10 protein-coding genes are annotated in these 12,736 nt (G+C 61.2%); 9 read left to right on the top strand and 1 reads right to left on the bottom strand.

Translation table 11 applies throughout. The annotated features are described in order from the left end of the window. Window positions 1–54 precede the first annotated feature (54 nt). The 7 genes from HX815_RS18105 to HX815_RS18075 all read left to right on the top strand — a co-directional run bounded on the left by HX815_RS18105 (window position 55) and on the right by HX815_RS18075 (window position 7,121). Window positions 55–387, top strand: a complete 333-nt coding sequence (locus tag HX815_RS18105; protein WP_010169294.1) for a YceK/YidQ family lipoprotein — start codon at window positions 55–57, stop codon at window positions 385–387. A gap of 53 nt (window positions 388–440) precedes the next feature. Further along, entirely contained in the window at window positions 441–794 is a 354-nt protein-coding gene (locus HX815_RS18100; RefSeq protein WP_008439144.1) for a YceK/YidQ family lipoprotein, read from the top strand. 154 nt (window positions 795–948) lie between these two features. Then, window positions 949–2,706: a carbamoyltransferase gene (locus HX815_RS18095; RefSeq protein ID WP_008439143.1), complete on the top strand. Its 1,758-nt coding sequence runs from the start codon at window positions 949–951 to the stop codon at window positions 2,704–2,706. Continuing rightward, complete coding sequence (locus tag HX815_RS18090) at window positions 2,707–3,603, top strand: GNAT family N-acetyltransferase (protein ID WP_008439141.1); 897 nt, start codon at window positions 2,707–2,709, stop codon at window positions 3,601–3,603. Next, window positions 3,600–5,006, top strand: a complete 1,407-nt coding sequence (locus tag HX815_RS18085) for a PIG-L deacetylase family protein (RefSeq protein WP_177028657.1) — start codon at window positions 3,600–3,602, stop codon at window positions 5,004–5,006. The genes HX815_RS18090 and HX815_RS18085 overlap by 4 nt, the downstream gene beginning before the upstream one ends. A gap of 85 nt (window positions 5,007–5,091) precedes the next feature. After that, window positions 5,092–6,240 (top strand): glycosyltransferase family 4 protein, encoded by a 1,149-nt coding sequence (locus HX815_RS18080; RefSeq protein WP_134325632.1) that lies wholly within the window; start codon window positions 5,092–5,094, stop codon window positions 6,238–6,240. Then, window positions 6,237–7,121 carry a glycosyltransferase gene (locus HX815_RS18075; RefSeq protein ID WP_102604281.1) on the top strand — a complete coding sequence of 295 codons (885 nt, stop codon included), beginning with the start codon at window positions 6,237–6,239 and terminating at the stop codon, window positions 7,119–7,121. The genes HX815_RS18080 and HX815_RS18075 overlap by 4 nt, the downstream gene beginning before the upstream one ends. Window positions 7,122–7,187: 66 nt before the next feature. On the opposite strand, the gene HX815_RS18070 is transcribed toward HX815_RS18075, so the two are convergent. Next, window positions 7,188–9,065: an O-antigen ligase family protein gene (locus tag HX815_RS18070; protein WP_177028656.1), complete on the bottom strand. Its 1,878-nt coding sequence runs from the start codon at window positions 9,063–9,065 to the stop codon at window positions 7,188–7,190. Between the two features lie 159 nt (window positions 9,066–9,224). Between HX815_RS18070 and msbA the strand changes: the two genes are divergently transcribed. Together msbA and hldE are read left to right on the top strand one after the other, a co-directional pair. Further along, window positions 9,225–11,030 carry a lipid A export permease/ATP-binding protein MsbA gene (gene msbA, locus HX815_RS18065; protein ID WP_003209481.1) on the top strand — a complete coding sequence of 602 codons (1,806 nt, stop codon included), beginning with the start codon at window positions 9,225–9,227 and terminating at the stop codon, window positions 11,028–11,030. A 154-nt stretch (window positions 11,031–11,184) separates the two neighbouring features. Beyond that, window positions 11,185–12,606, top strand: a complete 1,422-nt coding sequence (hldE, locus tag HX815_RS18060; protein ID WP_177028655.1) for a bifunctional D-glycero-beta-D-manno-heptose-7-phosphate kinase/D-glycero-beta-D-manno-heptose 1-phosphate adenylyltransferase HldE — start codon at window positions 11,185–11,187, stop codon at window positions 12,604–12,606. Window positions 12,607–12,736: the final 130 nt, after the last annotated feature.

Here is a 12,736-nt window from a genome sequence, read left to right as displayed (position 1 = left end):
CTGGGTCACCAACAGGGCCGATGTTAGCGTTGCTGGCCATTCAGAGGGCTTGCCATGACGCTAAAAATGACTGCTGCGCTAAGCATTGGAATCCTTGTGTTGAGCGGCTGCGGAACGGCCAATACGCTGTTGCGCGAAGACGCGGCGGCGGCACGTGAACTCAGGAAGCAAAAAACCTACTGCCAGTCGATTCCCCGTGTCTACAGCGGGGTTGCCTTTGATTTCTGCCTGCTGCACGCCGCGCCGGACCTCACTGGCGTGCTGATGCCATTCGTTCTATTGGATATAACGGTCTCGGGCATTGTTGATACAGTGGTCCTGCCCTATACGGTCTACAAGCAAGGTACCGATGGCAACATCAGTATCTATTGGCGCCCGGGTTCATAAACGGATCCGGCAAGGTTGTATGGGGCAGGGATGAATGCCCACACTTATGCCAAATGGAGTTGTCCGTGAGTCTTGCAACCAGAGTCCTTCTCGCCGCTGTACTGGTATCCACCACCGGTTGCGGCACCATCAACACGGTGTTTCGCCCGGACGCCGTTGCCAGCCAGAACCTCAAGGAATCGCGCAGTTATTGTGAAAACGTGCCGCGTATCTACAGTGGGGTGATCTACGGTTTCTGCACCTTGAACGGCGCGCCCGACACCACCAAAGAGCACACGCGCGATGCCTCCGGCTCCCTGCCGATCTTCGCCGCCGAGCTCGTGGCCTCCGGCTTGCTCGACACCCTTGTGCTGCCCTACACGGTCTACCGCCAGAACAGGGACGGCAGCATCGAGATTTTCCGCTAGGCCTGCAGTGACAACCGGTCGCCACAATCCCTAGATCATCCCGCGCCGTGTTTACGCTATAATCCCGCCCTTTAGCTGTTTCTCGCCCAGGCGGGGAGCACACTTTTTTCAGGCGTGACGCGCCTGCATGCAGACTAAAAGAGGCTAGACCCCTGTGGCATTGACGATTCTTGGCCTGTCCGGCGCCCTTAGCCATGATCCTTCCGCAGCCTTGTACATCGACGGCAAGCTGATCGCGGCCGCCGAAGAAGAGCGCTTCGTGCGCGACAAACATGCAAAGAACCGCATGCCCTACGAGTCGGCGAAGTTCTGCCTGGAACAAGCCGGTATCAAGCCTTCCGACGTTGATGTGGTGGCGATTCCGTTCGCCCCCATCAGCCTGTTCGGCGAGGCCCGCTGGCACTACGCCAAGCGTTACTGGTACGCCCCGGACCGCGCCCTCGACGCGATCCTGATGGGCAACCGTCGCTACAAGCGCTATCGCAACAAGATCGTCTGGTGCCTGGAGCAACTGGGCTTCGATCCGAAGAAAATCAAGATCGAACCGGTTGAACACCACCTGGCCCACGCCTCCAGTGCCTACCATTGCTCGGGCTTCCAGGAGAAGACCGCGATCCTCGGGATCGACGGCAAGGGCGAGTACGCCACCACCTTCTTCGGCTACGGCGAAAACGGCAAGATCCACAAGATCAAGGAATTCTACGATCCGGACTCCCTCGGCGGCCTGTATGGCGCGATCACCGAGTTCCTCGGTTTCGAGATGCTCGACGGTGAGTTCAAGGTCATGGGCATGGCGCCGTATGGCGATGCCAGCAAGTACGATTTCTCGCGCCTGGCCTCCTTTGAAAACGGCGAGCTGGTGATCAACACCGACTACGCCAACGTCATCGGCCTGCGCCGCTACAAAGAGAAGGGCAAGGGTTTCTACTTCTCGCCAAAACTGATCGAGTGGCTGGGTCCGAAGCGCGAAGGCGATATCGCCGACGAGCCGTACATCCACTACGCGGCCAGCATGCAGGCGCTGTTCGAGAAGCTGGCGTTGCAGATGATCGACCATTACCTGGGCGACATCCTCAAAGACACCGGCAAGCTGGCGTTTGCCGGCGGCTGTGCGCTGAACGTCAAGCTGAACCAGAAGATCATTGCCCGCGACGACGTCAAGGAGCTGTTCGTGCAGCCGGCGTCCGGCGATGCCGGTACTGCGGTGGGTGCAGCCGCCTACGTGTCTCACGCCCGTGGCGTACCGGTTGAGAAGATGGAACACGTCTATCTCGGCCCGTCCTACAGCAACGAAGACGTGATCGCGGCGTGCGCCAAGCACGAGAGCAAGCCGGTTTGGCGCAAGATTGAAAACATGCCCAAGCGCATCGCCAGGATCATGGTCGACGGCAACCCGGTGGCCTGGTTCCAGGGCCGCATGGAGTTTGGCCCGCGTGCCCTGGGCGGTCGTTCGATCATCGGTTGCCCAAGCGCCACCGGCGTGGCTGACCGGATCAACCACCAGATCAAGTTCCGCGAGCGCTGGAGGCCTTTCTGCCCGTCGATGCTCGACACCGTTGCGCCACAGATGATCAAGGTCGATCACCCGGCGCCGTTCATGACCTTCACTTTTGAAGTGTCGGAAGAGTGGAAAACCCGCGTGCCGGAAGTGGTCCATGAAGATGGTACCTCCCGTGCCCAGGTGCTCAAGCGCGAATACAACCCGCGCTACTACGACATGATGAAAGAACTGGAAGTACTGACCGGCAATGGTGTGTCGCTGAACACCTCGCTCAACCGTCGTGGCGAAGCGATGATCTGCTCGCCGACCGACGCGCTGAACATGTTCTTCGGTTCCGACCTGCAGTACCTGATCATGGAAGACATCCTCGTGGTCAAGGACGGCGTGGACCCTTATGACGCCGTGGTCTAAATGCTGAACCGCTTCCAGGGCTGGCGTGAACGTGGCTGGACGCCTGTCGAGGCCGAGGTTTACGCCCAGGCCTGGCAGCGTTTTGGCGGCAGCGTGGCGACTCATCCGCAGATCGTCGAGCGGCTGGCGCACCTGGCGCAGATTCCGGTGCGCTACCTGGGCTGGGAGCAGGACGGTGAGCTGAAGGGCGCAATTGCTACCTGGGGGCGCGACCTGGCCCTGTCCAAGGACGTGCTCAAGCGCAAAGGCAAAAAAGGCCTGTTTGATCTGGGTAATGCCGAGATCATTCTGCCGATTGCCGCCGATGCGCAGGTGCCATTGCGCCATCGCGCGCGTTATCTCTCTGCACTGAATGAGGGGCGCGTAAGCACCCTCAAGCCCCAGGCCGAGCAGTTGGCCATGGCGCGCACACCGGAAGAGCTGTCGAAGAAGTTTCGCTACAACCAGCGCCGCGAACTGCGTTTGCTGGAAGAGGCGGGCGGCGTGGTAAGGGCGGTCGGCGAGTTTTCCAGCAGCGAACTGGCGGCGATTTACTGCGACCTGTTCCAGCGGCGCTGGGGTTTCCCGGCGGCGGGTGCCGAGCGCTTGGCCGAGGTGCTGGAGTTGCTCAAGGAATTCCTGTTCGGCTCGGTGCTGTTTCTCAATGACGCTGCGATTGCCGTGCAACTGGTGTATCAGGTGCAGGCGCCGCAGTGGGTCAGCGCCGAATACGTCAACGGCGGTGTCGACCCTGAAACCAAGGCGTTCAGCCCCGGCAGCGTGCTGAGTTTCCTCAATACCCAAAGTGCCTGGGAGCAAGCGCGGGCGAGCGACAAGCCGCTGCGTTTCTCCTTCGGGCGTTCCGACCGTGAATACAAGGAGCGCTGGTGCAACCCGGTGCCGGTGTTCAGCGTATGAGTCGCAAACAGCAATTGCTCAAGCAGCACCGGCGCAACAAGCGTATTGCGCTGTTGGTGGGCCTGTTGCTATTGGTGGCTGTCGGTGTGCTGGTGGCCTGGTGGTTGCCGCTGCTGCTGGCGGTGGTGCTGTGGGCCGCGCATGAAGCCTGGTTTGCCGACCATCTGTTCTACTCGCCTAAAGACGACTATGAGTACGCGTTTCCTGAAGGGAGCGAGTGCGCGGGTCTGCGTCTTGAAGCCGGGCGCCTGCTGTTGGACACGCCTCTGGTGGGCGATGAAACCCTGATCGTCGGGGTTGAACTCAAAAGCTCTTGGCTCGGGCGTTTTCTCGATCCTGCGGTGGAGTTATCGGGCCTGGATGCACCAGACCGGCAAGTCTTCGAGCGGGGGGTTGCAGGACGGCGCTACCTCAACCTGACAGGCATGGGCGAAGCGCTGACCGGCGGTAAGCTGCGCTTGCGCGGGCGCTTCTGCCGGATCAAGGGGCAGCCGACGCTCTGGTTGTTCCGCCAGCCGGACTACCGTCGCCAACGGGTGATGGTCATCGCGCCCCATGCCGACGATGCCGAGCTGGCCGCCTTCAGCCTCTACAGCCAAGCCGATGAGAGCTGGATCGTCACCCTGACGGCGGGCGAAATCGAAGCCGATCACTATCAACAAATGGGCATGCCCAAGGCCGATGCCGCACGGCTTAAAGGCCGCCTGCGTGCCTGGGACAGCGTCACCGTGCCGCGCTGGGCGGGAGTACCCGAGGCGCAGTGCGTGCAGTTGGGCTACTTCTGCATGCAACTGCCGGCGATGCAGGCTGCGCCGGATCAGCCCCAGGCCTCCCGGGAAGCCCAGTTGGACGATACGCGGCTGTTTCGCCAGTTCAATGCCCTGGCCTTGCCCGGGGATGTGGACGGCGCCCCAACCTGGAATAACCTGATTGTCGACCTCCGAGCGCTGCTGCTCAAGGCGCGCCCTCAGGTGATCGTGTTGCCTACGCCGCTGCTGGATCCGCACCCGGATCACATCTGCGCCCACGCCGCGATCCTTGAGGCCCTGCAAGGCCTGGAGTGGCAACCGGGCACGTTGCTCGGCTACGCCAACCACCTGCATGATAACGATCGTTGGCCCATGGGGGATTCGGGCGCTGGCGTGGCCTTGCCGCCGCGTTTTGATGCCTCCCGTGAACTTGTGCCTTGCAGCTTGCCGCTGACGCTCAGCCAGCAGCAGGACAAGGCCATGGCCCTGGGCATGATGCACGACTTGCAGCCGCGGGCGCCGTTCAAGCGCCGCGTGCGCAGGTGGTTGCAGCAATTATTGGCGGGCCGTAGTCCATCGCCTTACGGAGAGAATGAGTTCTTCCGCAAGGCGGTGCGCCGTCATGAGTTGCTCTGGGTGTTGAAGCAGGATTGAGACCTTATTGAAGGCAGGCTTGCAGCGCCTGCCGCCCCTTTTCGCCGGGCTGCGCGCCCGCAGCCAGATTGCAGCATGGAGAGTTATGAAACCTCGTTTCAAGGTTTTGCAGTTACAGCCGGACTACAACGTCAAGACCCACGACTTCGCCGACCTCGGCGAGCAGATCGTCAAGGCCTTGCCGGCTGAACGTTTCGAGGTCACATCCGGGTTCCTCAGCGGCCGCCCGCTGCCCGGCCAGCCCCTGAGCGTGGCTGAGCACTCCCATTATTTCGAGTTGCCGGAAAAGTCCCTCAAGGGCATTCGTTTCGGCGCGATGTGGCAGATCTACAAATATTGCCGCGAGCAGAAATTCGACGTGGTCATCTGTAACCGCTTCAAGTCGGTGAACATGATGCTGTCGCTCAACCGCTGGTTGAAGATCCCCCTGTGCATCGGCATTTCCCACGGTTTTGGCGAGTACGCCCGGGGCTACCGCCGGCGCCAGACGCAGAAGTGGGTCAGCCCGGCGTGGCGATTCGTCGGGGTGTCGGCAGCGGTCAGGGATTACCTGGTGGACCTCAACTGCGGGTTCACCCGCGAAAACACCACCTTTGTCACCAATGCCATCGACATCCCCCAGGCCGAAGCCTTGCAGTTGCCACGGGATGAAGCGCGCGAGGCCCTGGGCCTGCCGCTGGATGCACGGATGATTGGCGCCCTGGGCCGCCTGGTGCCGATCAAGGGCCACACCCATTTGTTGCAAGCGTTCGCCACCCTCAAGGACAAATACCCTGAGGCCCAGGTGGGGATCATCGGCTCCGGCCGCGCCGAAGCAGACCTGCGCGCCGATATCGAGCGCCTGGGCCTGACCGGCCGTGCGCACCTGCTGGGCTTTCGCGAAGATGGCATGAAGTATGTGCGCGGTTTCGACATCTGGACCATGCCGTCGTTGTTCGAAGGCCTGGGCCTGGCGCTGCTGGAAGGCATGAGCGGCCATCTGCCGGTCATCGCCTCCAATGGCCCGGCGATGCTGCCGTTGGTGCAAGGTGCCGGCGGCCTCTCCCATGATCCGGGCAATGTCGAGCAGTTGGCGGCAGCACTGGACACTTACCTGGCGCTGAGCGACGAAGAACTGCGCGCCAAGGGTGAGCAAGTGTTCCGCTACCTGGAAGAAAACCACACCCTGGACGAGTTCCGGCACAAGTATTTGAACCTGATCGAAACCGGTCTGCGTGAAGTAGGTAAAGCATGAGTCTGCAGCAACCCCTGGTCACTGTGATCATCGCCTCCTACAACCACGGGCCGTACATCGAGCAGAGCATTCTCAGTGTGCTCGGCCAGACCTACCCCAACATCGAGTTGCTGGTGGTAGACGATGGCTCCAGGGATGACAGCGTGGAGCGCATCCAGCGCTTGCAGGCCGAACACGGGTTTGATTTCCAGGTGCAGCAGAACCAGGGCCTGACCAATACCCTGAACGGTGCCATCGCCCGCGCCAAAGGCAGCCTGATCGCGCCATTCGGCTCCGATGACATCATGCTGCCCGAGCGCATCGCCACCCAGGTTGCCTACATGGAAGGCAAGCCGAAGGTGGGCATTTGCGCCGGCAATATCGAGTTGATTGATGGGGACGGCAAGCCATACCCGGAGAAGAAGCAGCGCCGCGACTTGCCGTTTCGCAGCCTGGATTTCGATGACCTGTTCCTCGATCGCAAGCCCTTTCCGCCGGCACCGACGCTGATGATCCGTCGGCAGGCGCTGGAAGAGGTCGGAGGGTTCGACCCGCTGATTCCGCTGGAAGACTTGCTGATCGAATTGAAGATCACCCACGCCGGGTACACCATCGACGTGTTGAACGTGGTGATGGCGCGCTATCGCCAGCACGCGACCAACACCTACAAGAATCACCGCTACATGATCCAGAACATCCTCAAGACCTACGGGTTGTTCAGCGATCATCCAGCCTACGATCAGGTTCGCTACAACTTCCTGAACTCGATGTTCCTCAAGACCGCCGACCGTGACCGCCCACTGGCGCGGGAGATCCTCAAGCAGATTCCGTTGAAGTTTTGGGGTCGCAAGACCTTGCGTGGGTTGGTGCGGCTGTACCTGGCGCCGCAGCGCAGCTCATAGGGCTTCGGCCGGGCCATTGCGTTCACCGCAATGGCCCGGGGCCTGCAACCCCGGCGCTTCAAACCATCACTTGGCCGGGTTCGCTACCTGCGCAACCGGACGATTGAGCCTGGACACCTGGTCACGGATCTTCGCCGTGGCGCTTGGCGATGCTGCCGAAGCGTAGCCAGCGGCGAGTTGTTCAAAGTGGGTTTCGAACAACCAGTTGCGGTCCTGGGGATAACGCTGCATGTGCCGCAGGTTGCGCTGGCGCAGGGCGTTACGCAGCGGCGATGGGTAGATGCGCATGTCTGCCACGTCAATCAGTCCGAACTCGCCATCATCCATCAAAAGTACGTTGCCCAGGTGCAGGGAGCGGAAGTACACGCCGCGCTCGTGGAGCTGGGCCATGAACCGGCCGAAACGTTCGATCAGCGATTCCCGCAGGCTGCTGTCCAGGCTTTGCAGGGCCTGGCGCAGGGTCAGGCCGGGCAGCGGCTGATAACGTACGGCGCTGCTCGCATCCTTTAACTGATAGAGATTGAGGATGACCGGTGATGGAATCCCCAATGCACGCAGTTGCTCGCTGTTGCTGGCAAAGCGCTCTGAATAGGGATTGAAGCTGCCTGAGGTGTACCAGCGACGAGGGCGGAACAGCTTGAGGAAGCTGCCATCCTCCAGGCGCAGGACCTTGGGCCCCAGGCCATCGGCTTCGATCACGTGGGCGTTGGCGCACAGCTGTTCGAAGTCTTGCGATTTCAGGCGTTGAACCGGCATGCGCAGCAGGCTGCGGCGACGCTGGGCGATGCTCAGGCCGGCGATCAGTGCCAGCGGGATCCACAGCAGGAACCAGTGCTCTTTTGGTCGCGAGAGAATGCCGCCGCCTTCGGTCAGGCCGGCACCGATGCCATAGGCCAGCAGGGAGGAGGCCAGGATGAACAATGGCTGCGCACGTTCCTTGAGGCTTTTGTACAGGCCCCAGCCGAGCATGAATATCCACGGGATGAAGCCGATGATGCCGACGTAATAGAGCACGCCGAGGGCAAAGCTGTGGGGTTCGCGCAGTTGATTGCCGTCGGCGAGTGTCAGGTACAACTCTGAGTCGTAGCTGTGGCCGATCCAGGGGTGTTCGGCAATACGCTCAAGCGACATGCTCCAGAGTTCGAAGCGGGACGAGCTGCCACGATTGGTGATCAGTTCGGGATAGAGCAGCAGCAGCGCCGCGGCCGCCAGCGCCATACAGGCGATCAGCAGGGCCGAGCGCCGATTGCGAGTGATGAAACTTAGCCAGAGCACGGCAAGGAGCAGGGCAACCAGCGGCGTTCTCGAGCCGGTGGCCATCACTGCAGCGCCCATGATTGCCAGTGCCGGAACGCTGAACCAGAGCACGTGCGCACGCTTGGTGGTCATGCATACGTACAGCCAGTAAATGCAGAAGAAACCGAATACGTGAGAGCTCAACAGCGGATTATCAAGAGCGCCACGCCCGCCGATCATTCGCGAGCCATCCGATAGGTGGGGAGCAAAAGCCACCAGGCTGCAGGCGCTCGATATCAGCGCAATCAGCGCGGCACAGAAGAAGATCGGCTTGAACAGTTCGCTGCGGTAATGCAGCAACAGTCCTAAGCCGACAAACAACGTGAAGGTATTCGGTGGCCGCTTGAACAGGTCGGAGTCTGTCGTGGCCTCAGGGCTCCAGAGCAGGCTGGTGAGCGCCCAGCCCGAGAAAACCAGGAAGGCAATCGCCAGGGGCTCGCGCAATACCTGCTTGAATTCCGTCGGGCGCAGGCACAGCAGCAACAGTGTCGGCGCTGCGAACAGCAGGTAGTAGAACCTGTGCAGCACGTTTCGATTGGTGACGAAGAACAGCGAACTCAGGAGCAACAACAAGCCGATGGGCAGAATCCACAAACAGAGGAAGTCGAAAACGCGATTTGAGCCATAGGTAAGGCGCTTGGAGTGCATACAGAAAAGCCGTTCCAGAATAAAGAAAGCCAACCATACTAAAGTAGTGGCTATACAATGTCGCCCGTTGGATCCAACGGGGCCGCGGTTGTGCCGCGTGCAAGTACAACAGAGAAGCTGTGCTAAAGTCAGCCTCCTTTTTCAAAACCGCCGCGTGATATGACCGACTCCAGTCCGAGCGCAAGCCCTTCGAGCTTGAAAATATACTTCCGCCTGCTCAGCTACGTTAAGCCCTATGCCGGCTTGTTCGCGCTGAGTATCGTCGGCTTTCTGATTTTCGCTTCGACCCAGCCGATGCTGGGCTACATCCTCAAGTACTTTGTCGATGGCCTGTCCAACCCTGAAGCGGTGTTGTTCCCCACGGTGCCTTTCCTGCGTGACCTGCAACTGCTGCAGGCCGTGCCGTTGCTGATCATCCTGATCGCCGCGTGGCAGGGCCTCGGTTCGTTCCTGGGCAACTACCTGCTGGCCAAGGTTTCCCTGGGCCTGGTCCACGACCTGCGGGTGCAGTTGTTCAACAACCTGCTGACCCTGCCGAACCGCTATTTCGACAATCACAACTCCGGGCACCTGATCTCCCGCATCACCTTCAACGTGACCATGGTCACCGGTGCTGCGACCGATGCCATCAAGGTGGTGATTCGCGAAGGCATGACGGTGATCTTCCTGTTCGCCTCGCTGCTGTTCATGAACTGGCGGCTGACCCTGGTGATGATCGCCATCCTGCCGTTGATTGCCGTGATGGTCAGCACCGCAAGCAAGAAATTCCGCAAGCAGAGCAAGAAGATCCAGGTTGCGATGGGCGATGTGACCCACGTTGCCTCGGAAACCATCCAGGGCTACCGCGTGGTGCGCAGCTTCGGCGGTGAGGTGTATGAGCAGAAGCGCTTCCTCAAGGCCAGCCTGAGCAACACCAACAAACAACTGCGCATGACCCGCACCGGCGCGATCTATACGCCGGCGCTGCAACTGGTGATCTACAGCGCCATGGCAGTGTTGATGTTCCTGGTCCTGTACCTTCGCGGTGATGCGTCGGCGGGTGACATGGTGGCCTACATCACGTTGGCCGGCCTGTTGCCCAAGCCGATCCGCCAGCTGTCCGAAGTCAGCTCGACCATCCAGAAAGGCGTGGCCGGTGCCGAAAGTATTTTCGAGCAGTTGGACGAAGACGTGGAAATCGATCGCGGCACCATCGAGCGCGACAAGGTCAGCGGCCGCCTGGAAGTGCGCAACCTGAACTTCACCTACCCGGGCACCGAGCGCCATGTGCTCAAGGACATCACCTTTACCGCAGAGCCCGGGCAGATGGTTGCCCTGGTGGGGCGTTCGGGTAGCGGCAAGTCGACACTGGCCAGCCTGATCCCGCGTTTCTACCACCATGAGAGCGGTGAGATCCTGCTCGACGGCGTGGAAATCGAAGACTATCGCCTGCTCAACCTGCGTCGGCACATCGCCCAGGTGACCCAGCATGTGACCCTGTTCAGCGACACGGTGACCAACAACATCGCCTACGGTGACCTGGCCGGCGCACCGCGGGCCGATGTCGAGGCGGCAGCGGCCGATGCCTATGCCAAGGACTTCATCGACCAGTTGCCCAAGGGCTTCGACACCCAGGTCGGCGAAAACGGCGTGCTGCTGTCCGGCGGCCAGCGCCAGCGCCTGGCAATCGCCCGGGCCTTGCTCAAGAATGCGCCATTGCTGATCCTCGACGAGGCCACCTCGGCGCTGGACACCGAATCGGAGCGCCATATCCAGGCCGCCCTGGACAAGGTCATGCAAGGCCGCACGACCCTGGTGATCGCTCACCGCCTGTCGACCATCGAGAAAGCCGACCTGATCCTGGTGATGGACGATGGCCGGATAGTCGAGCGCGGTACCCACGGCGAATTGCTGGCGCAAAACGGTTACTACGCCCGGCTGCATGCCATGGGCCTGGACGCGCCGATCCCGGCCGACATCACCTGATCTGCAGGAGCCGGCTTGTCGGCGATGGCCACCGCGGTTGCACTGAAAAACCGCGGTGGCCGCATCGCCGGCAAGCTGGCTCCTACATTGCACAAGCCTTTGACAACCCTGTGGTAATATCGCGCCCCTGTTCATTTTGTATGTGGGTTGCTCCATGAAGTTGTCCATGCCGCGATTCGATCAAGCCCCTGTCTTGGTGGTCGGCGATGTCATGCTCGACCGTTACTGGCATGGCGGTACCTCACGGATTTCCCCTGAGGCACCGGTACCGGTAGTCAAGGTCGAGCAAATCGAAGACCGTCCAGGTGGCGCTGCCAACGTTGCCCTCAATATTGCCGCCCTCGGCGCCCCGGCGTCCCTCGTGGGTGTGACCGGCGACGACGAGGCTGCCAACAGCCTGGCCAACAGCCTGAAGGGTGCGGGTGTGCGTGCGCTGTTCCAGCGCATTCCCCACCAGCCGACCATCGTCAAGCTGCGGGTGATGAGCCGGCACCAGCAATTGCTGCGTATCGATTTTGAAGAACCCTTCGCCACCGACGCCCTGGTGCTCAGCGCCCAGGTCGACGAGATGCTCGAAGGCATCAAGGTGCTGGTGCTGTCCGACTACGGGAAAGGCGCCTTGAAAAACCATCAGGTACTGATCCAGGCCGCCAAGGCCCGGGGCATTCCGGTGCTGGCAGATCCCAAGGGCAAGGACTTCTCGATTTATCGGGGCGCCAGCCTGATCACGCCGAACCTCAGCGAATTTGAAACCATCGTCGGCGGTTGTGTCGATGAGCACGAGCTGGTGACCAAGGGCGCCCAACTCATGGCCGACCTCGACCTGGGTGCCTTGCTGGTGACCCGTGGCGAACACGGCATGACCTTGCTGCGTCCTGATCACCCGGCCATGCACCTGCCGGCGCGGGCCCGTGAAGTGTTCGACGTGACCGGTGCCGGTGATACCGTGATTTCCACCCTGGCCGCGGCAATTGCGGCGGGCGAGGAATTGCCCCATGCGGTGGCCCTGGCCAACCTGGCAGCAGGTATCGTGGTCGGCAAGCTCGGTACGGCGGCCATCAGTGCCCCTGAGCTGCGCCGCGCCATCCAGCGATCCGAAGGCTCGGAGCGCGGCGTGTTGAGCCTTGAGCAACTGTTGCTGGCGATTGACGATGCCCGTGCCCATAACGAGAGCATTGTCTTCACCAACGGTTGCTTCGACATCCTCCACGCCGGTCACGTGACCTACCTGGAGCAGGCGCGGGCCCAGGGCGATCGCTTGATCGTGGCAGTCAACGATGATGCGTCGGTCAGCCGCCTCAAGGGGCCAGGCCGGCCGATCAACAGTGTCGACCGTCGCATGGCGGTGCTGGCAGGTTTGGGGGCGGTGGACTGGGTGATCAGCTTTGCCGAGGCGACCCCGGAAAACCTGCTGGCCCAGGTCAAGCCGGACGTGCTGGTCAAGGGCGGTGATTATTCCGTCGACCAGGTGGTGGGTGCCGATATCGTCAGTGCCTACGGTGGCAAGGTCAAAGTGCTGGGGTTGGTGGAAAACAGCTCGACCACGGCGATTGTCGAGAAGATCCGCAATAACTGATGGTGGGAGCGGGCTTGTGTGGGAGCGGGCTTGCTCGCGAAAGCGGTGGGTCAGCTGGCTGATGCAGTGACTGATACACCGCATTCGCGAGCAAGCCCGCTCCCACATTTGACTGCCGCGACCTGACGTC

This window comes from Pseudomonas sp. E6002, assembly GCF_013385565.1.
In the GTDB taxonomy this organism is placed as follows: Bacteria; Pseudomonadota; Gammaproteobacteria; order Pseudomonadales; family Pseudomonadaceae; genus Aquipseudomonas.
The sequence above is the reverse complement of the archived record's forward strand: the minus strand, read 5'-3'. Positions and strand labels throughout refer to the sequence as shown.